The sequence below is a fragment of the Streptomyces sp. NPDC005151 genome (assembly GCF_053599875.1).
The window spans coordinates 33,587-53,022 of sequence record NZ_JBSFYR010000033.1; the positions used below are offsets into that span (position 1 = coordinate 33,587).

The 19,436-nt window shown below is 68.5% G+C and carries 20 protein-coding genes and 2 pseudogenes; 15 read left to right on the forward strand and 7 right to left on the reverse strand.

The window, feature by feature from the left end; all coding sequences use genetic code 11:
- A pseudogene (locus ACWD6R_RS19360) lies at positions 1 to 343 on the reverse strand (hypothetical protein); the annotation flags it as partial.
- A gap of 283 nt (positions 344 to 626) precedes the next feature.
- Between ACWD6R_RS19360 and ACWD6R_RS19365 the strand changes: the two are divergent.
- From ACWD6R_RS19365 to ACWD6R_RS19375, 3 genes are all read left to right on the forward strand, one after another.
- Positions 627 to 1,376 (forward strand): peptidylprolyl isomerase, encoded by a 750-nt coding sequence (locus ACWD6R_RS19365; RefSeq protein ID WP_451819791.1) that lies wholly within the window; start codon positions 627 to 629, stop codon positions 1,374 to 1,376.
- Positions 1,377 to 1,573: 197 nt separating this feature from the next.
- Positions 1,574 to 2,977, forward strand: coding sequence for a DUF2079 domain-containing protein (locus ACWD6R_RS19370; RefSeq protein WP_451819792.1), 1,404 nt, complete (start codon positions 1,574 to 1,576; stop codon positions 2,975 to 2,977).
- A 68-nt stretch (positions 2,978 to 3,045) separates the two neighbouring features.
- Positions 3,046 to 4,137, forward strand: a complete 1,092-nt coding sequence (locus tag ACWD6R_RS19375) for a tetratricopeptide repeat-containing glycosyltransferase (RefSeq protein ID WP_451819793.1) — start codon at positions 3,046 to 3,048, stop codon at positions 4,135 to 4,137.
- Between the two features lie 153 nt (positions 4,138 to 4,290).
- Here ACWD6R_RS19375 and ACWD6R_RS19380 read toward each other — a convergent pair whose 3' ends face one another.
- The 3 genes and pseudogenes from ACWD6R_RS19380 to ACWD6R_RS19390 form a co-directional block, all read right to left on the reverse strand.
- Complete coding sequence (locus tag ACWD6R_RS19380) at positions 4,291 to 4,677, reverse strand: SCO4983 family protein (protein WP_451819794.1); 387 nt, start codon at positions 4,675 to 4,677, stop codon at positions 4,291 to 4,293.
- An 83-nt stretch (positions 4,678 to 4,760) separates the two neighbouring features.
- A complete protein-coding gene (locus ACWD6R_RS19385) occupies positions 4,761 to 5,972 on the reverse strand; it encodes a pyridoxal phosphate-dependent aminotransferase (protein ID WP_406421709.1) in 1,212 nt (403 codons plus the stop codon).
- Positions 5,973 to 6,303: 331 nt separating this feature from the next.
- A pseudogene (locus ACWD6R_RS19390) lies at positions 6,304 to 6,483 on the reverse strand (NAD(P)-binding domain-containing protein); the annotation flags it as partial.
- Positions 6,484 to 6,579: 96 nt separating this feature from the next.
- On the opposite strand from ACWD6R_RS19390, the gene ACWD6R_RS19395 reads away from it, so the two are divergent.
- Positions 6,580 to 7,011, forward strand: a complete 432-nt coding sequence (locus ACWD6R_RS19395) for a winged helix-turn-helix transcriptional regulator (protein WP_451819795.1) — start codon at positions 6,580 to 6,582, stop codon at positions 7,009 to 7,011.
- Positions 7,001 to 7,234 carry a hypothetical protein gene (locus ACWD6R_RS19400; protein ID WP_451819796.1) on the forward strand — a complete coding sequence of 78 codons (234 nt, stop codon included), beginning with the start codon at positions 7,001 to 7,003 and terminating at the stop codon, positions 7,232 to 7,234. Before ACWD6R_RS19395 ends, ACWD6R_RS19400 begins: the two co-directional genes overlap by 11 nt.
- A 12-nt stretch (positions 7,235 to 7,246) precedes the next feature.
- Here the strand turns inward: ACWD6R_RS19400 and ACWD6R_RS19405 are convergent, their stop codons facing one another.
- Positions 7,247 to 7,612: an iron chaperone gene (locus ACWD6R_RS19405; protein ID WP_451819797.1), complete on the reverse strand. Its 366-nt coding sequence runs from the start codon at positions 7,610 to 7,612 to the stop codon at positions 7,247 to 7,249.
- Between the two features lie 126 nt (positions 7,613 to 7,738).
- Here ACWD6R_RS19405 and ACWD6R_RS19410 point away from each other — a divergent pair, with 126 nt between their 5' ends.
- Positions 7,739 to 8,605, forward strand: a complete 867-nt coding sequence (locus tag ACWD6R_RS19410) for a S1 family peptidase (RefSeq protein ID WP_451819798.1) — start codon at positions 7,739 to 7,741, stop codon at positions 8,603 to 8,605.
- Positions 8,606 to 8,855: 250 nt separating this feature from the next.
- Here the strand turns inward: ACWD6R_RS19410 and ACWD6R_RS19415 are convergent, their stop codons facing one another.
- Positions 8,856 to 9,689, reverse strand: coding sequence for a TetR/AcrR family transcriptional regulator (locus ACWD6R_RS19415; RefSeq protein WP_451819799.1), 834 nt, complete (start codon positions 9,687 to 9,689; stop codon positions 8,856 to 8,858).
- Positions 9,690 to 9,775: 86 nt separating this feature from the next.
- Here ACWD6R_RS19415 and ACWD6R_RS19420 point away from each other — a divergent pair, with 86 nt between their 5' ends.
- A complete protein-coding gene (locus tag ACWD6R_RS19420; protein WP_451819834.1) occupies positions 9,776 to 10,609 on the forward strand; it encodes a siderophore-interacting protein in 834 nt (277 codons plus the stop codon).
- A 305-nt stretch (positions 10,610 to 10,914) separates the two neighbouring features.
- Here the strand turns inward: ACWD6R_RS19420 and ACWD6R_RS19425 are convergent, their stop codons facing one another.
- Positions 10,915 to 12,228, reverse strand: coding sequence for an amino acid deaminase (locus tag ACWD6R_RS19425; protein WP_451819800.1), 1,314 nt, complete (start codon positions 12,226 to 12,228; stop codon positions 10,915 to 10,917).
- A 137-nt stretch (positions 12,229 to 12,365) separates the two neighbouring features.
- Between ACWD6R_RS19425 and ACWD6R_RS19430 the strand changes: the two genes are divergently transcribed.
- The 8 genes from ACWD6R_RS19430 (at position 12,366) to ACWD6R_RS19465 (ending at position 19,390) form a co-directional block, all read left to right on the forward strand.
- A complete protein-coding gene (locus ACWD6R_RS19430) occupies positions 12,366 to 13,475 on the forward strand; it encodes a sugar kinase (RefSeq protein ID WP_451819801.1) in 1,110 nt (369 codons plus the stop codon).
- A complete protein-coding gene (locus tag ACWD6R_RS19435) occupies positions 13,472 to 14,230 on the forward strand; it encodes an IclR family transcriptional regulator (RefSeq protein ID WP_451819802.1) in 759 nt (252 codons plus the stop codon). The genes ACWD6R_RS19430 and ACWD6R_RS19435 overlap by 4 nt, the downstream gene beginning before the upstream one ends.
- Before the next feature lie 6 nt (positions 14,231 to 14,236).
- Positions 14,237 to 14,647: a RidA family protein gene (locus tag ACWD6R_RS19440; RefSeq protein WP_451819803.1), complete on the forward strand. Its 411-nt coding sequence runs from the start codon at positions 14,237 to 14,239 to the stop codon at positions 14,645 to 14,647.
- A gap of 758 nt (positions 14,648 to 15,405) precedes the next feature.
- Positions 15,406 to 16,272: a hypothetical protein gene (locus ACWD6R_RS19445; protein ID WP_451819804.1), complete on the forward strand. Its 867-nt coding sequence runs from the start codon at positions 15,406 to 15,408 to the stop codon at positions 16,270 to 16,272.
- Between the two features lie 222 nt (positions 16,273 to 16,494).
- On the forward strand, positions 16,495 to 17,202 hold the full coding sequence (cpaB, locus tag ACWD6R_RS19450) for a Flp pilus assembly protein CpaB (protein WP_451819805.1): 708 nt from the start codon (positions 16,495 to 16,497) through the stop codon (positions 17,200 to 17,202).
- A 7-nt stretch (positions 17,203 to 17,209) separates the two neighbouring features.
- Entirely contained in the window at positions 17,210 to 18,496 is a 1,287-nt protein-coding gene (locus ACWD6R_RS19455; protein WP_451819806.1) for an AAA family ATPase, read from the forward strand.
- Between the two features lie 3 nt (positions 18,497 to 18,499).
- Positions 18,500 to 18,967: a TadE family protein gene (locus ACWD6R_RS19460; RefSeq protein ID WP_451819807.1), complete on the forward strand. Its 468-nt coding sequence runs from the start codon at positions 18,500 to 18,502 to the stop codon at positions 18,965 to 18,967.
- 3 nt (positions 18,968 to 18,970) lie between these two features.
- Complete coding sequence (locus tag ACWD6R_RS19465; RefSeq protein ID WP_451819808.1) at positions 18,971 to 19,390, forward strand: TadE/TadG family type IV pilus assembly protein; 420 nt, start codon at positions 18,971 to 18,973, stop codon at positions 19,388 to 19,390.
- Positions 19,391 to 19,436 lie beyond the last annotated feature (46 nt).

Consider the following 19,436-nt stretch of genomic DNA (forward strand, 5'->3'; position numbering starts at 1 on the left):
TCGGTCCCGTGGCGCCGCGCGGACCCGTAGGTCCGGTGGGCCCGGTGGGTCCGCGCTTGCCCTTCTCCTTTTCCTTGCACTTGTCCCTGTCGTGCTTGTTCTTGTGGTGGTCGCAGCACTCGTCCCTGTCGTGCTTGTTCTTCTGGCGCTCGCATTTGTCACCGCCCATAAGCACAGGCCGGTTCATCTCGCCCGGAGAGAAGGCGTTCTGGGCAGCCGCCACCGCAGGGCTGGAGAAGCCCAGCACGACGAGGCTCAGCGTTGCCATCGCACCGCCGGCCAGCCACTTGCGACCTCGGGGCACCGGGCCCAGACGTGAGGGGGTCCTGTTCTCAGGACTCATGAATTTTCTCCTTGTGGAACCGAATGGAGTGGTCTCGAGAGGCATGCGGCGCCTCTGACGCAATATTCGGGTGCGTGTGCAAGAAAGTGGGTGCGACACACCAGACGTTCAGGCGATCGGCAGAGGGGGGAAGGGGGCCGAAAGGGGATAAGCCCCCGAAGAGTTGCGCCACGTGGATCAGTAGTGGTTTCAATCCCGAGTGTGTGTCGGTGCAGACGACACACAGGTGGATGGATACGCTCTGCATGCTTCATCAGCTCCCACTTGCCAAATCGAGGCTCGAATGTCCGTCAGCGATTTTCAAGGAAAGATGAATTTCTTCACCAGGGCCAGGAAGCGTGTGGTCAAGGTGGCGACGGTCGCACTCACCGTGACCGCGACGTGTTCAGGACTGACATGGGCGGCGGTCTCCCTGACGGAAAATAGCGTCGATGCGAAGCCGCCGGTCACGTGCTCATACAACCTCACCAATGGTGCAAAGCCTGTGGGAATTCCCACCTTCGAGGCCTCGGTCGCGGCTCGGCCGTACACGGCAGAACTCGTGACCAACCGGGGAACCATCACCATTGAGGCCCTGACCGACAAGGCGCCCTGCGCCACCAACTCCTTCTCCTTCCTGGCGCGGAAGGGGTACTACGACGGCAGCAAGTGTCACCGTGTCACCACCCGAGGGATTTTCGTATTGGATTGTGGTGACCCCAAGGGGGAAGGCACGGCCGATCCGGGCTATTACTTCCAGAACGAGAATCTGGACGGAGCTGAATATTCGGCCGGCACTGTGGCGATGTCCAAGGCGGCTCCTGACAGGAACGGCAGTCAGTTCTTCATCAGTTATGCCGATCCTGATTTTCCCATGTCGTCCGAGTGGACTCCCTTTGCGAAAGTCGTGAGCGGATTGGACGTACTGAAGGAGATCGCCAGGAACGGGACGCAGGACGGGTCCTCCGACGGACGGCCGAAGAAGGCTGTCGTCATCAAGTCGGTAACGGTGCGGCAGGCATCGGTCAATGCCCCTCGCGAGAAGCGCGGGTGACTCCACCACGCCCCAGGTATGCCGCTGTTCGGAGTATTCCGCGCGCGCACATGGTGGCTCAGAACCAAGCCGTGAAGGCTGCTGGCGTCTTGAGGTCCTCAGGGTCAGCTTTCCGGAAGGAATAAGTCATGCAAGCCCCACCCACCGACAGTGCCACGCTTCCGGTGCAACAAAAATCAACTGTGGATGAAGGGCCGGTGGTCGAACCGTCTCGCGGGAGCCGCTCCGACATCCCGTGGTGGATCTGGGCCCTGGCGGGAACGCTGTTCTTCACATACGCGACGTTGTCCTTGCGTATCCATCAGCGCATGCTCACCCACGGCTTCGACCTGGGAATCTTCGAGCAGGTCGTCCGCTCCTACGTGCATGGGCACCTGCCCGTCTCCGAAATCAAGGGGCCGGACTTTCCCATCCTGGGGGACCACTTCTCTCCCATTCTGGCCCTGGTGGCACCCGTCTACCGGCTGTGGCCTTCGGCTATGGCCCTGCTCGTGGTGCAGGCGGCGCTGGTCGCCGTGAGCGTCATGCCCTTGGCTGTCTGGGCCCGCCGAGCGCTGGGCTCCGCGGCCGCAGTGGTCATCGGCGTCGGCTACGGCCTTTCCTGGGGTGTCGCGAGTGCGATCGCCATCGATTTTCACGAGGTGGCTTTCGCCGCTCCTCTCCTCGCCTTTTCGCTGACCGCTCTCGGAACCGACCGGCTGCGCGCCGCGGTCTATTGGGCTCTGCCGTTGCTCCTGGTGAAGGAAGACCTCGGGCTCACGGTGACCGTGATCGGTCTCCTCGTCGCCCGGCGCGGCGAGCGCAAGCTGGGGTTCATCACGGCTGCAGTCGGTCTCGCAGGAACAGCGCTGGCGATGCTGGTGATCCTGCCTGCCCTCAATCCGGCTGGAAGCAATGGGTACTTCTACTTCCTCGAAGGATCGGGAGGCGCTGCGGGCGGACCGGGAGACCTGCTGTACAGGAGCACGGTCGGCCTCATCACCCCTTTGGCCAAGACCACGACCCTGCTGCTCATGCTGGCCCCGACCCTGTTCCTGGCCCTGCGGTCCCCGCTCATCTGGGTCGCGCTGCCGACCCTGCTCTGGCGCTTCGCCTCCAACCTTTCGACTCACTGGGGCACCGACTCCCATCATTCGCTCGTGCTGATGACGATCGTCTTCGCGGCGTTCATCGATGCCCTGATCAGCCGACGCTCGTCCGTCGGCAGTCTGCGTCGCTATCTCGCGGGTTCCGCGGCGATCGCCGTGCTTCTTCTACCGCATTTCCCGTTCTGGCAGCTGGTCCAGCCGGCCACCTGGCGGGGCGATCCCCGCATCGCTGCCGCCCACCGTCTGATGGACCGGATCCCCGACGGAGCTACGGTCCAGGCATCCAATCTGCTCGTGCCCCAGCTCACGAACCGTACGAGTGTCAGCCTCTACGGCTGGGCCGACAGCCGCCCCGATCCTCAGTGGATCATGGTCGACACCTTGGTGCCGTTCAATCAGCGGTGGCCGCTGAACGTCCTTCAGGAGCAGGAGGCCTTGGGCATCGCCCGCGCACAGGGGTATCTCACCGTGAGTAAGGAACAGGGCTTCGTACTGCTCAAGCGTCCGAGCTGACGTCGTGACGTCGGTCTTCTACCTCACCGAGTTGGAGGTGACCCGTGAAATCAACGGTCTGCCTGAACATGATCGTCAAGAACGAGGCCCCAGTCATCAGACGCTGCCTCGAATCCGTGCGCCCTTTGATCGACACGTGGGTCATCCTGGACACGGGCTCGACCGACGGCACCCAGGACGTCATCCGTGACGTCTTCAGTGATCTGCCCGGCGCCCTGCACGAAAGTCCCTGGAAGGGATACGACGGGAGCCGCAGCGAGGCGATCGACCTGGCGCGCGCCGAAGCGGACTATCTGCTGTTCATCGACGCCGACGACGAGATGGAGGTGAAGCCCGGCTTTCGCATGCCGGAGCTGACCCACGACGCCTACCGAGTCGCACTGCACGACGGGCCCCTCACCCACTGGCGCCCCGCTCTGGTCTCAACCCGGCTGCCGTGGCGCTATGTCGGAGTCCTGCACGAGTACATCGACTGCGGAACGCCGTACAGCCTCGGGACGTTCGAAGGCGCCAACATCCTCTCGGTGGGGGGCGGCGCACGCCTGAGGGGAGAAGGGGTGCGGAAGAAGTACCTGCGCGATGCCAAGGTCCTTCAGCAAGGCCTGATCAAGGAACCCGACAACTCCCGCTACGTCTTCTACCTCGCCCAGAGCTGGCGCGATGCCGGAGAGCCGAGGAAGTCACTCGCCGCCTACGACCGCCGGGCAGGCATGGGCGGCTTCGCCGAGGAAGTCTTCTGTGCCCACCTCTACGCCGCACGGCTCGCGGTAGAGCTCGGCAGGCCGCCGGCCGAGGTGATCGACCGTTACCTCCGCGCGCACGAAAGCCGTCCCTCGCGAGCCGAAGCAATCGGTCAACTCGCACACTACTGCCGCATGAATGGCCGGCGTTGGCCACTTGCATACATGTTCGCGCAGCAAGCAGCGCAGATTCCGTACCCGAAAGACATTCTGTTCGTCGAGTTCGAATGGTACGACTGGCGCTCACTCGACGAACTCGCCGTAGCCGCTTACTGGACCGGAAACTACGAGGAGTCGGAGCAATGCGGCCAACGCCTCCTCGAGGGCGGCAAGGTGCCGCCCGATCACCATGACCGCGTGACCGGCAACCTCGAATTCGCCCAGCAGAAGCTGGGCTCGAGGGAACTCGTGAACGCCTGACCGGGGGTCGGCCGGGCCGCGGTGGCCCGGCCGGAGAGTCTCCGCGCCGCAGGCCGGTGCCCGCGGACGAGCCGGCGGCCGCTCGGGACGGCCGAATGCGGCACACGAATGGCACCCGGTCCGCGCGCCTCCCCGGCCCGCGGACCGGGGCCGTCAGGGGGCGCCGATCAGCTCGGCGTCACGCAGGGCGGCGGTGTGCGCGTCCATGCGCTCGGCGGCGAGAATCGCGGCGGCGGTGTCCGCGCGGGACGCGGCGACGACGAGCGCGCGGCCGGCAAGGGCAAGCGCCCGATGGTGCAATGCGGAGGGGTCGGCCCGGGTCAGCGCGGCATGCCGCGCCGGTGGCGCCCCGCGCAGCCGGGCCACCTGCTCGGCTATGCGATCGCCCTGCCGGCCGAGCCCCAGCTCGTCGGTGACGGCGAGCAGGGCGGCCAGATGCCCGGCGAGCTGGATGTCCAGCTCCTCCTCGCGGGTGCGGTGGGGGTACTGCGCTGCGTCGGCCATCGAGTGGACCGACTTGGTGCGGATCGGCTCGTACATGGGGATGGCCTCCTGCTCACGGTCAGGAGACCATCCTACATTGGATTCAGTCTAAAGTTGAGTGGTGTCGGGATCTGGTTGCCTCACGGCTGACCGTACCCGTCCAGGAACGTGCCGATCCTGGTCACCGCGTCCGTCAGATCCTTGGCCGACGGCAGCGTCACGATCCGGAAGTGATCGGGCTCCGGCCAGTTGAACCCCGTACCCTGCACGACCATGATCTTCTCGGCCCGCAGCAGGTCGAGGACCATCTGCCGGTCGTCCTTGATCTTGTAAACCGCGGGGTCGAGCCGCGGGAAGAGATACAGCGCCCCCTTCGGCTTCACGCAGGTGACGCCCGGGATCTGCGTCAGCAGGTCGTACGCGACGTCCCGCTGCTCCAGGATCCGCCCGCCCGGCAGCACCAGGTCGTCGATCGACTGCCGCCCGCCGAGCGCCGCGGCCACCGCGTGCTGCGACGGCATATTGGCGCACAGCCGCATGTTGGCGAGGATCGTCAGCCCTTCGATGTACGAGGCGGCGTGCCCCTTCGGGCCGCAGACCGCCAGCCACCCGGACCGGTAACCCGCCACCCGGTAGTTCTTGGAGAGCCCGTTGAACGTGAGCACCAGCAGATCGGGCGCGATGGCCGCCGTCGGGGTGTGTGTCGCTCCGTCGTACAGGATCCGGTCGTAGATCTCGTCGGAGCAGACCACCAGGTTGTGGCGGCGGGCGATCTCCGTCAGCCCGCGCAGCATCTCGTCGTCGTAGACCGCACCCGTCGGATTGTTCGGGTTGATGATCACGATCGCCTTGGTGCGGTCCGTGATCTTCCGCTCGATGTCGGCGAGGTCCGGCATCCAGTCGGCCTGCTCGTCGCACCGGTAGTGCACGGCCGTACCGCCGGCCAGCGACACGGAGGCGGTCCACAGCGGATAGTCCGGTGCGGGTACGAGCACCTCGTCGCCGTCGTCGAGCAGCGCCTGCATCGACATCTGGATCAGCTCGGAGACGCCATTGCCCAGGTAGATGTCCTCGACGTCGAGGGGGATCCCCTTGGTCTGGTAGTGCTGCATCACCCCGCGGCGAGCGGACAGCAGCCCCTTCGCATCGCCGTAACCGTGCGCCCCGGAGAGGTTGCGCAGTATGTCTTCGAGAATCTCGGGCGGGCACTCGAACCCGAACGCGGCCGGGTTGCCGGTGTTCAGCTTGAGGATGCGGTGACCTGCTGTTTCCAGCCGCATCGCCTCCTCGAGCACGGGGCCCCGGATCTCGTAACAGACATTGGCGAGCTTCGTGGACTGGATGACCTGCATGTCAGCGAGGATACGGTGGCGTTTCACAGGGTGCGCGGGGTTTGCCCACAGGTTGACCCGCCCGGGGAACCCGGTCCGCCCGCCCGGTCTTCCATCGCCATGCACCCGCCGCCCCCGGCCGTGGGAAGCCTGGCCGGGGGCGGCGGCGCGGCTTGGAATGGGTGTGTGACGGGCCGGGACGGGTGAGATGCGCCACGCGAACGGGTGCCGCCGTCACTCGGGCAGGCGCGTGCCGTCCGGGAGACGGATGCCGAAGTCGTCCGCCAGGACCCGCAGCACCTCGTCGCCGTCCGCCCAGTTGCCGCTCCTTCCGCGTGCCGTCGGGCGCCGTCTCCGCGACCGTCCCGGCCGCGCTCGCCCCCTCGGTGGCGAGTGCGTCGGCACGGGCGGGGCTGCGGGGCCAGACGGTCAGAGGATGCCCGGCGGCGAGCCAGGTCCTGGCGAGCGCGGTGCCCATGGCGCCGAGCCCGAGGAGGGTGAGCGGCTGCTTCTCAGGGGTGTTGTCGGTCATGGGGATTAGGCTGCTCGCAGGCCTCGGAGCGATCAAGTACCCACTTCGGAGTGGGTGGTTACCACGGGGTGAGCGACCAGGTGGGAGGGGTGGGCCATGGGGACCGTACGCAGGCCGGGGGCGTTCGTCTGCGGGATCGACGCGGCGATGGATGTCATCGGCGGCAAGTGGAAGGTGCTGATCCTCTGGGCGCTGAACGAGCAGTCGTGCCGCTTCGGCGAGCTGCGCAGACTGGTGCCGGGGATCACCGAGAAGGTGCTCACCTCGCATCTGCGGGAGCTGGAGGACGACGGCATCGTGCACCGCAAGGTCCATGCCGAGGTGCCGCCCCGCGTCGAGTACTCGCTGACCCCGCTCGGGTTCGGGCTCAACGAGGCGCTCAGGCCGCTCGGCGCGTGGGGACGGGAGCACGTGCTCGGCCAGGGCGCCCCCGAAGGTGTTCCGGGCGGCCCCGAGGGCTCGCCGCACGCGCGCAATCCACATGCGACGACGGTCCGCGTTCCGGCAGACTGCGCCGGTGACAGCTGATCCCTCGTCCGCCTCTGCCTCGGCGCGCGCCCTGAGACATGTCGCTTCTCTCTCCTCGGGGCAGCCACTGGACCGGGCCCTGCCGCTCACGCTGAACTTCCACCCCGACCGGATGGCGGGCGGCCGTCCGGTCCTGGCCAAGCCGGCCGAGGACGGCGTCTATCACCCCGCGGCATGTTGCCGGGGCCGCGCGGCGGCGGAACCCGGACCGGCGCGCGGCTGACCGGCCACTCCGTCAGCAGACCGTGCCCGGCCGGGCCGCAGTGGCCCTCAACAGGTCGCGCACCAGGTCGAAGTCGATGTTCTCCGGCTTGCGGAAGCGCAGGCAGCCCTTGCCCATGTCCTGTCCGGCCAGCCGCTCCTCGAATGCCGCGCGGACATCGGTGCGCAGCAGGTAGAAGGAGACGTAGTTCTTCTGGCTGGCGAAGGCGATCTCGGTGACCCCGTCCCGTTCGTAGGCGGGCATTCCGTAGGCCATGATCTCGCCGAAGCCCTTGAGTTCCTGGCGGCACATCAACCGCAGTCTGACCAGGGCGTCCCGGCGCTCCTCCGGCGCCTCGGCCAGGTATCCGTCGACGTCCTCCGCCTTGCTCTGCACCATGCGCACAGCCTAACGACCGTCCCGAGGCCGGAAAGGCGGTCTTGCCCCGGACCCGCGCACCCCCAACAATGCGCATGACAAAACCGAAGGAACTTCGGTCACAGAGGTCATAGAGGGGACCCCCACATGAAGAAGCCTCTCCTGGGCGCGCTTTTCGCTGTTCTGCTCCTCGGAGCGGGAACGGCACCCGCTGTCGCGGCCACAAGCCACGACGCGGCCGCGCCGCAGAAGACGACACAGGCCGAGCAGGTCACGGCCAAGGCGGTCGACTTCGCCGGTACGGTCGCGCTCAGCAACTGCTCCGGCTCCGTGGTCCGCACGGCCGCCTCGCTCCCGAGCGACCCGGCGCTCGTGCTCTCCAACGGGCACTGCATGGAGACCGGCTTCCCCGGTCCGGGTGAGGTCGTCCTCGGCCGGCGGTCCACCCGCAGCTTCACCCTGCTGAACTCCGCGGGCAGCGGAGTCGGCACCCTGCGCGCCAGCAAGATCGCGTACGGGACGATGACCGACACCGACATATCGCTGTACCAACTCACCCGTACCTACGCCCAGATCGAGAGCACCTACGGCATCAAGGCGCTGGAACTCAACGCCGCGCACCCGGTCCAGGGCGCCGCGATCACGGTCGTCTCCGGCTACTGGAAGCGCACTTACAGCTGCAACATCGACGGTTTCGTCTACCGCATGAAGGAGGGCGCGTGGACATGGAAGGACTCGGTCCGCTACACCTCCGCCTGCCAGACCATCGGCGGCACGTCCGGCTCCCCGGTGATCGACAATGCGACCGGCAAGGTCGTCGCCGTCAACAACACCGGTAACGAGGACGGGCAGCAGTGCACGGTCAACAATCCGTGCGAGGTCGACGAGAGCGGCAATGTGACGGTCCGCCAGGGCATCAACTACGCCCAGGAGACGTACGGCATCGTGCCGTGCATCGGCGCCGGCAGCCAGATCGACCTCAACCGGACCGGGTGCACCCTGCCCAAGCCGTAGTCGGAAAACGTCCGCGCGCGTCGCCCGGCCTGTCTCGGGCGACGCGCGGCGGAGCGCGGTTCCGCACGGTGTGAGCGGCAGGGCGTCAGGTCCTGCGCCACCGGCCGTTGGCGCAGGAGAAGAGACCGAACGCGGCGAGGCCGGCCGTGTTCATCGTCCGGCCCGGGAGCGGTGCGGGCCGAGGTCGCTGGTAGCCCGGCCGCTCGACCGTCGCACACCCATCCCCGCGCGCCGTGAGACCCCACGGGTCTCACGGCGTGTCCGTGCGTCGCACCGCCGCCTCGATTCCGTCCAGCAGCACGCCGAGCCCGGCGGTGAACGTCTCGCGCGCCTGACGCTCCAGGTAGGGCACCGGGTCGTCGACGGGCGGCGGCTCGGGTGCGCTCTCGCTCTCCAGGCGGCCGACGTCCGGGAAGCGGTCCGCGAAGTCCGGGACCGCCTCTCCGAGCAGCGCCGAGCGGGCGAACCACCACTCCTCGTCGGACTGGCCGGTCACCGCCGCGGCCTGCCGGGACTCGGCGACCGTCTGCGCCGAGCCGCGGACGAAGTGGAACAGCGTGCCGATCAGCCGCCGCAGGAGATGCGCGTCGAGCCCGGTCCCGTACAGGAGACGTACGAGGGTGTTGAGGGCGGCGTACTCGTGCGGGCCCAGCACCGGTCGGGCCTGGGAGACCTGGAGCACCCACGGGTGGCGGAGGTGGAAGGCGAGGGTGTCCTCCGCCCAACGCGTGAGGGACGCACGCCAGTTGTCCGTGTCCGGGTAGCCGGACGGGAGTTCGGCATGCGCCGCGTCGTACATCAGGTCCAGCAGCTCGCTCCTGCCGGGGACGTACGTGTAGAGCGCCATGGCCGTCCGGCCCAGCCGCTCGCCCACCGCGCGCATCGAGAGCGCCGCCATGCCGCCCTCGTCGGCGACGGCGACGGCGGCGCTCACGATCGCGTCCACGGTCAGTCCGGGCTTGGGCCCCGACCGGGCCGGTCCTGTTCCGCCCGGCCCCGTTCCGCCCGGTGCCGGAGCGCTCTCCGTGCGCCACAGCAGGGCGATCGAACGGCGGGCGTCGCCCTGTCCCGCGTAGACCACCACTTGCGACTCCTTACGCTATAAAGTAACTTCGCCCAGGTGATTCTTTACGGCATAAGGTATCAGGGAGAAAGTGGGTGGCCGCTCCGATGAGTCAGTCGCTGCCGGTGTCGTACGTCCAGGTTGCGGGCGTGGAACGGATCACGCCGCGGATGGCGCGCGTCACCTTTACCGGAGATGCGCTGGCCGACCTGATCGAGGACCGGCCGGATCAGCAGATGAAGCTCTGCTTCCCGAAGGGGCAGGGCGCGCCGGTCCTGCCGGTGCAGGACGCCGACGACACCTACGGGATGCGGTGGTACGAGGCGTACCTCGCGATCCCGGAGGCCGACCGGCCGTGGATGCGGAGCTTCACCGTCCGGGCGTACGACCGTGAGCGCAACGAGATGACCGTCGACTTCGTGCTCCACGGCGACACCGGACCCGCCACCCGCTGGGGGCGGACCGCGCGGCCCGGGGACGTGCTCGGCATGGTCGGCCCGTCCTCGGCGTACGCCCGGCCGCTGCCCGCCTCCGACTGGCTGCTGCTGGCCGGGGACGCGACAGCACTCCCCGCGATCGGCACGCTGCTCGAAGCACTGCCGGCCGGGATGCGCGCGGTGGCGTACGTGGCGGTCGCCGACGCGGGGGAGGAGCAGCGGCTCCCGTCCGCCGCCGAGGTGACCGTGCGCTGGGTGCACGCGGGGGAGGAGCTGACGGACGTGGTCCGGGCGGCGGAGCTGCCGGGCGAGGCGGGGGCGGGGGCCGCATGGCTCGCGGGGGAGTCGGGGACCGTACGGATGCTCCGTCGCCACCTGGTCGAGGAGCGCGGGATGCCCAGGTCGGCGGTGGAGTTCAGTGGCTACTGGCGGCGCACGCTGACTCAGGACGACGCCCCGACCGAGGAGGATTTGGCCTGGGCGAAGGAGCGGGCGGAGGGGTGAGCAGGGTGCCGGTGCCGTCGATGACGGCGGCGTTGCGGATGACGAGATCCATGGTGTGCAGGCCTTTCCGTGCCGGTGTTCTTTCCCCTCCCCGCCCCTTCCCGCAACCGGGGGCGCTGCCCCCGGCCCCCCCGCTCGTCAATCGCCGGAGGGGCTGGAGCGGAAATCGCCGGAGGGGCTGGAGCGGGCCCGTAACCGGGGGCGCTGCCCCCGGCCCCCCGCTCCTCAATCGCCGGAGGGGCTGGAGGGTCCTCAATTGCCGGAGGGGCTTGAGGAGCGGGGGATCGGGTCAACGCCCGCAGGGATCAGAAGAACGTGCGGATGTAGTCCGTGACCGTGCCGTCCGCCTCGACAAGCGGAATCAACTGCCACTTGTCGAACGACGTGCACGGGTGCGACAGCCCCATGCCGACCCAGTCCCCGACCTCCAGCTCCGCCCCGGCCTCGGTGCGCAACCACCCGTGCTGGTCGGACAGCTTGGTGACGGTGATGCCGGTGGCGGCCCGCACCGAACCGTCCCGCCCGGACCGCACGACCTGCGCCTGCGGAAGATCGAGGTCGTACGCCGCGTCCCGCTTCCCCGCGTTCACGAACGCCTGCTCGTCGGACGGCCGCGAGACGACCTGGGCCCAGAGGCGGAACGCGGGCTGCAGGGCGCCCTCCTCCGGGACCCGGTTGAACGGGGTGAGGTGCAGGTAGTGCCCGTCGTCGTGCGAGACGTACGCCCCCGAACGCAGCAACTTGCATACAGGACGAGTGAGTTCGGGAATCTCCGCGAAGACTTCCGCGACCGTGTCGAACCAGGCGCTGCCGCCCGCGCTGATCACGATCCGGTCGTCGGCAGCCAGTGCGGCGAACCGGTCCGCCTTGTCGAAGTCGGTGGCCACCCGGACGAGCCGGTGCAGCCAGTCCCGTACCCGCTCCGTGGACGCGTCCGGCACCTCGCCCTCGTATCCGGCGACCCCGACCAGACGCAGCGTCCCCACCGCGGCCACCGCGTCGGCGACCGCCGCGCAGTCGGCCTCGGTACGGGCACCCGTGCGGGCCCCCTCACCGGCGCCGAGTTCCACGACCACGTCCACCGGACGTACCGCACCCGCGGCGCGCAGCGCTTCGTCCATCAGCTCGACGCCGCGCACCGAGTCGACGTAACAGATGAAGTGGAAGTCGGGGTCGGAGTCCAGCTCGCCGGCGAGCCAGCGCAGTGCGACCGCGTCGACGAGCTCGTTGGCGAGGAAGATCCGCTCGATCCCGTACGCGCGGTACACCCGGACCTGGTGCGGAACGGCGGCGGTGATGCCCCACGCGCCGCGCTCCAGCTGCCGGGCGAAGAGCTGCGGCGCCATGGACGTCTTGCCGTGCGGCGCGAACGCGAGCCCGTGACGTTCGGCGTACGTCTCCAGCAGCGCGAGGTTGTGCGCGACGGACTCGGCGGAGAGGGCGAGGACGGGCGTCGTGAAGCCGCCGGTGAAGAGGTTGCGGCGCTCGGCGGCGAGGGCGCCGACCGTGAGTCCGTCGGCGTCGGGCGGGAGCGCCTTGAAGCGGTGGTCGACGCGCTCGGCGGCGAGTTCGCCGAGCGTGTGGGGAGCTGTCGCGACGTTTTCGTCGGCGGCGGCCATGGACCCTCCTCGAAATCTGTTCGTTGCATCATGTGCAACGCCCATTGCGCATATCGCTTGACGCTGTCTAACATCCGAGCCGACGCCGGGTCAATGGTGAGAGCCGGTGCGGAGCGCTGACCAGCGAGGAGCCCAGAGTGTCCGGACCCGCAGCCGTGGGACGTGGAGCCGCCACCGCCGATGTCGTCTGCCTCGGTGAGTCCATGGTGACGTTCCTGCCCTCGCAGCCCGGCCGCCTCGCCGATGTCCCGTCCTTCGGCCGTGCGATCGGGGGCGCCGAGTCCAACGTCGCCTGCGCGCTCGCGGCGGCGGGACACCGCGCGAAGTGGGTCGGCCGGGTCGGTGCGGACGGGTTCGGCGACCATCTCGTCGACGCGATCGCGGCCTACGGGGTCGACACGTCGGCAGTCCGGCGCGACCCCGACCGCCCCACCGGCATCTACTTCCGTACGGCGGCGGACCGGGCGACGGACACCCATGAAGTCGCGTACTACCGGGCCGGGTCGGCGGCCTCCGCGATGTCCCCGGCGAACGTTCCGTACGAGGACCTGCTCGACGCGCGCATCCTGCACCTGACCGGTATCACGGCGGCCCTCTCCGCGGATTGCCTGTCCCTCATCCGTTCCCTCACCGAGCCCCGCCCGGACCGCCCGTTGATCTCCTTCGACGTGAACCACCGTCCGCACCTGTGGCGCGCCGGCGACGAGGGACCGGGCGTGCTGCTCGACCTCGCGCGCCGCGCCGATCTCGTCTTCGTCGGTGAGGACGAGGCGGAGGAGGTCTGGGGGCTGCGGGGCACCGACGCCATCCGTGAGGCGCTGCCGGAGCCGGCGGTGCTCGTGGTCAAGCGGGGGTCGGAGGGGGCGACGGTCTTCTCGGGGCGCCGCCCCGAACCCCGCTCCTCAATCGCCGGAGGGGCTGATTCTTCCGTCACCACTGTCCCCGCCCTCCACGTGGACGTCGTCGCCGCCGTCGGCGCAGGCGACGCCTTCGCCGCCGGTTTCCTCTCCGCCACCCTCCGCGAGCTCTCCGTCCGCGACCGCGTCCGCCACGGCCACCTCATGGCCGCCGCCGTCCTCACCGTCCCCGGCGACCTCACCGACCCGCCGGCCCGTGCCCACGCCGACGAACTCGTCGCTCTCGACGACGCCGCCTGGGGAAGACTTCGTCTCGGTCCCGGCTGGATGGCAGCCGACCGCGCCGGCATCGACCGGAGCCGGGCCCCGCAGGAGGTACACCCGACATGAGCCAGACCGTCGACCGCGCACTGAGCATCCTCCCGCTCCTCGCCGAGGGCCCCGCCGACCTCGGCCAGGTCGCCGACCGCCTCGGCGTCCACAAGTCCACCGCGCTCCGCCTGCTCCGTACGCTGCACGAACACGGTCTCGTCTACCGCCAGCAGGACCAGCGCTACCGCCTCGGAGCCCGTCTCTTCACCCTCGCGCAGGAGGCCGTCGAGAACCTCGACGTACGCGAGATCGCCCACCCCCACCTCGTCGAGCTCAACGCGCAGTGCGGGCACACCATCCATCTCGCGGTGTACGAGGAGGAGGAAGTCCTCTACATCGACAAGGTCGAGAGCCGCTACCCGGTCCGGATGTACTCGCGGATCGGCAAGCCCGTCGCGATCACCGTCGCCGCCGTGGCCAAGCTGCTGCTCGCGGATCTGTCCGAGCCCGAACGGCGGGCGATCGCCGAGAAGCTCGACTACCCCATGTACACGTCCCGTTCGGTCCCGAACGCCGGTGCCTTCCTCAAGGAACTCGCCGTCGTCCGCGAACAGGGCTGGGCCACCGACCTCGGTGGCCACGAGGAGTCCATCAACTGCATCGGCGCCCCGATCCGCGGCGCGGACGGCCGTGTCGTCGCCGCCATGTCGGTCTCCGCACCCAATGTGGTTGTCACGGCCGAGGAACTCCTCACCCTGCTCCCGCTGGTGCGCCGCACCGCCGACACCATCAGCCGGGAGTACTCCGGCACCAACCGACCCAAGAAAGCCTGAACCGCGATGACCGAGAAGACCGCCCTCACCCCCAGCACCCACACCACGCCGCCCGCCAAGTTCTCGCACGGCGTGAAGAAGGGGAACATCCTCCAGGTCGCCGGCCAGGTCGGCTTCCTGCCCGCCGTCGAGGGCCAGGCCCCCACCCCGGCCGGCCCGACGCTGCGCGAGCAGACCCTCCAGACGTTCGCCAACGTCAAGGCGATCCTGGAGGAGGGCGGCGCGAGCTGGGACGACGTGATGATGACGCGCGTCTACCTCACGGACGTGGACCACTTCGCGGAGATGAACGAGATCTACAACAGCTATTTCGGCGAGCAGAACCTCAAGGAGGCCCCTGCCGCCCGTACGACGGTGTACGTCGGCCTCCCCAAGGGCCTGCTGATCGAGATCGACGCGCTCGCCGTCCTGAGCTGAACGATCCCCGGCTGATCCGCTTGCCTCACCGCACCACCACGCCACACGGCACGGCGCCCCGCATCGAGGGGGGCGCCGTGCCGCGCCCCACCGGTCGCGGACGTGCTCGCCGACACGTTCAACGCACATGCAGCAGCGCCACCGGGGGAGCGGCGGCGCTGCTGGTCAAGGTGCCGTCGCAGCCGAGCATCGAACTGCTGTTGTCCAATCGAGTTGTCAAGACCTCTGGCGGCAACGGCTGCGATCGGCGGGCTCGGCGGCCGTGCTGGGCGCGCCGGAATCGCGAGGTCCAGTGGTTCGGACCGCTGCCGGACGAAGTCACCCGGAGGCAACATTCGTTGACGCTTTCCGGTGATCTTTTCGCGCGCCGTTCGAGCTCTCTCGCGGATGGTGGGCCGAGATCGTCGGACAGTGACCGAGCCCGCCCCCGGAGCCTGCCATCGATCCGCGGAGATCCATTCTGACGTGCGCAAACGAATTCTAAACATGGGGAATCGGAGCCGAGTCCAGTAACCCTCCGCAGTGGTACGGAAGTTAACGAGTCTCGGTTTCGTCCGATTTCGCACCGGCGTGTTGCACGCGAGTCGCCCCCCGCACCGCGCACACCTTGTCGTACTGGCCTCCGCAAGGTGTTCTCTGGCTGGTAAGACGTGGATAAAGTGCTGACGCAGAAGCACGGAGCAGGAGCGATTGCGGCCGTTGTCGTGACGACAACGGCCGGAGCCGAACGGGGAACCAGCGTGCCGACCGCAATAACAGTGACCAGTGCTGATCTCGTGCTGCCGCCGGCCGACCAGCAGACACCGACAGCCGCTTTACTCCGGGCTCCGGAAGACCAGACCATGGACCAGGCGATCGGTGACATGCATGTGCTGCTGGAGCAGCACGGGTATGTCGTCGCCATCTACTCGGCCAGCCTGCCGATCGCCCATGAGCGCAGGATGCACTCCGTCAGATCGGTCCTGGAGAGCGACCGGATCGCCCTGGTCAAGGTGGTTCTGCCACCATTGGGCATCGCCGTACTGGTGCGTCAGTTGCGTCAGTTGTCGATCTGCGACTTCAGCCCGGGGGTGGTGGCATCCGCCGCCCGGCTGCTGCCCCACTACATCCACGCCGGCGCCCTGCTGAACTCCGTCACCAAGCTGGACCGGGTTCCGGTCAGCCTGAAGACGCACGCCAAGTCCTGGGTCCCGGGCTCCCAGTTCGCCGTGCTCGCGGGCCCGAACCCGCAGCTCATCAAGGTCGGCCCGACCGTCAAACCTCTGGACGGCCCCGAATTCGCGACGGATCTGCTGGTCGCCAAGGGGCAGTCGCAGTCCGAATGGGTGCAACAGACCTTGGCCCCCGCATGGAAGGTCCAGGCCATTCATGAGACCGCCCTGCCTTCCGATTCCTCCGGCTGGTGGGGGACCGGAAAGCTGGTGGAATTCGCCGCTTACCTTCCGGACATCTCCGTGCTGTACCAACTCATCGCATCGGTAAGGCGGGAGATCTGCCACTGGTGCGGAATGGAGCTCATCGGGGACCGTTGCGGATTCTGTACGTCACCGCTTCACGCCCCCGAGAACCGAATGCCTTCCAGCGGTGTCCTCGGCCAGGGGGCACCCGCACCACCGGGTTCCTAGCGCCCCCGGATTCCTCCACAGCCGCATATATCTACGTCCCGCTCCCCGACCACCGCTCCTGCGCCCCACTCCCTGTCATATGCCATCCCCGTCAAGCTGCACACAAGGCCCATAGACAGGTCTACGCGCAGATACAGACGCAGATTCAGACATAAATCGAATTACCGCACATCCTTCTGTCCGCTGCCCCACGCATCCGATACGAACGAGGTTGTCCGGCCCATGAACTCCCGCCAGCGCCGCGGCGTGATACTCCTGCTCCTGTCGGTCCTGTGCGCCTTCGGCGCCTTCGCCGGGGTGCTCTCGGTGATCAGCGACGTCAACTCGAAGGTCGGACCCGAGGTCTCCGCCTACCAGTTGAAGGCCAACGTCGCCCCCTATACGGCGCTGTCCGCCGGGCAGTTCAAAAAGATCACGATGCCGAAGCGCTGGCTCTCGGCCAACGCCGTGACCGACCTCTCCGAGGTCAACGGCAAGATAGCCGTCACCCAGCTGCGCGAGGGCTCGCTGCTCCAGTCGGACATGATGCAGAAGCGTCCCGAACTGCAGCCCGGTGAGCAGGAGATCGCCATCATGATCGACGCCGCGACCGGTGTCGCGGGCAAGATCACCGCCGGTGCGACGGTCAACATCTATGCCACCTTTCCCGGGGAACGGGACGGCGCGCCGTCCCAGTCGAAGGTCATCGTCTCCAACGCCAAGGTCCTGGACGTCGGCAAGCTGACCGCCCTGGAGCCGGGCCGGGACGCCAAGTCGAACATGGGCACCGAGGCCGTCCCGATCACCTTCGCGCTCAACACGCTCGACACCCAGCGCGTCGCCTATGCCGAGTCCTTCGCGGAGCACGTACGCCTTGCGCTCCTCGCCTCCGGCAGCGACAGCACCATCCGCCCGGGCGACCGCACCTACACGCTCGACAAGGACAAGTGAGGATCGAATGACCACGAGGATCCTCCCGGCAGTCGGCGACCCCGACGCGGCCAGATCCGTCACCACCCTGCTCAGCCAGCTCCCCGACGCCGAGCCAGGGGCTCCCGTCGGCGACTCGACGCAGCTGATCGACACCCTCGCCCGGCTCGCGGGCGAGTCGCTCGACGAACTGCCCGAGGTTGTGCTGGTCCATGAGCGGATCGGCCCGGTGCCGGCTCTGGAACTGATCCGGGAGGTCTCGCTGCGCTTCCCCGCCATCGGGGTCGTGCTGATCACCGCCGACGCCAGCTCCAGCCTGTTCGCCGCGGCGATGGAGTCCGGCGCCCGCGGCCTGGTCACCCTGCCGCTGAGTTACGAGGAGCTGGTCAGCCGGGTCCAGTCCGCCGCCCAGTGGTCGGTCGGAGTACGCCGCCACCTGGGCACCGGAGGCGATGTCTTCACCGGTCCCGGCGGCACGGTCGTCACGGTCAGCGGCGCCAAGGGCGGTGTGGGCGCCACCGTCACCGCGGTCCAGCTCGCCCTGGCCTCCCAGGCGTCGGGCCGTACGGTCGCCCTCGTCGACATGGACCTCCAGGCCGGCGACATCGCCTCGTACCTCGATGTGCAGTTCCGGCGCTCCATCGTCGACCTGGCGGCGATCACCGACATCTCTCCCCGCGTCCTGTCCGACGCCGTGTTCAGCCACAGCTCCGGCCTCGCCCTGCTGCTGGCGCCCGGCGAGGGTGAACGCGGCGAGGAGGTCAGCGACCGGTCGGCCCGCCAGATCGTCAGCGCCCTGCGGTCGCGGTACGAGGTCGTGGTCATCGACTGCGGCAGCCAGCTCCAGGGCGCGAGCGCGGCGGCCATCGAAATGGCGGACACGGCGCTGCTGGTCACCACTCCGGACGTGATCGCGGTGCGCGGCGCGAAGCGCACCGTACGGATGTGGGAGCGGCTGCAGATCCGCAAGGCGGAGGAGACGCTCACCCTCGTCAACCGGTTCATCCGCAACACCGAGATCCAGCCCCAGCTGATCGAGAAGATCACCGGAACCCGGATGGCGAACACGGCCGTCCCCGCGAACTTCAAGGAGCTCCAGGGCGCCGTCGACGCGGGGCGGATGCATGAACTCGACGCCAAGAGCACGGTGAAGCAGGCGCTGTGGGGCCTGGCCGGAGAGCTGGGGATCGTGAAGGTCCCCGAAAACGCGGACAAGCGCGGCAAGTTCAAGAACGACCGAGGCTCGATCGGACGCCCGCGCAGACGGCGCGACGGTGACACCGGGGGCCGTGCGACGACCGAGGAGGCACGTTGAGCCATGGTGACCACCGATATGAACGGCCCCGGAATACGGGAGACGCGGGAGGCACGGGGAGGGCGTTACGGCGACCCCGCCCGTGAGGGTGACAGCGGGAGGCGCGAGCGTGATCGCGGCCAGACCGCGATCGAGTTCCTGGGCGTGACGCCGCTGATCATCCTGCTGATGCTCGCACTGTGGCAGTGCGCGCTGATCGGCTACACCTTCTCCCTGGCGGGGAACGCGGCGGACGAGGCGGCCCACAAGGGCGCCATCGCGGAGTTCCGCGCCAACCCGGCCTGCAAGCGTGCGGCGCTGAAGCACCTGCCGCACGCCTGGAGGAAGTCGGCGAAGCCGCAGTGCACAGCCGATGTCTCATCCGGCATGTACAGAGCCGAGGTCAAGCTCAAGGTGCCGGTCCTGGTGCCCGGCATCCTCAACTGGAAGTACGCGGTCACCGGCAAAGCCGCGTCGCCGCTGGAGGGCTGAGCGATGACCATGCGTACGGACACGCCGGTCCGGACAGTGAACGCCTCCCGCCGTGACCGGGGCCAGGTCGCCATCGAGTATCTGGGCTTCATCCCCCTGCTGCTCCTGGTCGGCCTCCTCGCGATTCAGGCGGGCCTCGCCGCGTATGCCGCCAACCAGGCGGGCACCGGGGCCCGCGCGGGAGCCCGTATGGCCAGCATGTCTTCAGGCGGCTGCGACGGGCAGGCGGCCAAGGACGCGATGAGCAACTGGACCGCCGACCGGGCCGAGGTCTACGAACCCTCCTCCTCCTCCTCCTCCTCCTCCTCCTCCTCCTCCTTCGACGAGGTCACCTGCACGGTCAGCGTCGACGTGCCCGACATCATCCCGGGCGTCCATATCTGGGGCCTGGCCGAACGCAGTTCCACGATGCCCCGCACCTGACCCGCGGCGCACCGCACCGCTGCCTCAGCGGCGGATCACCAAGCAA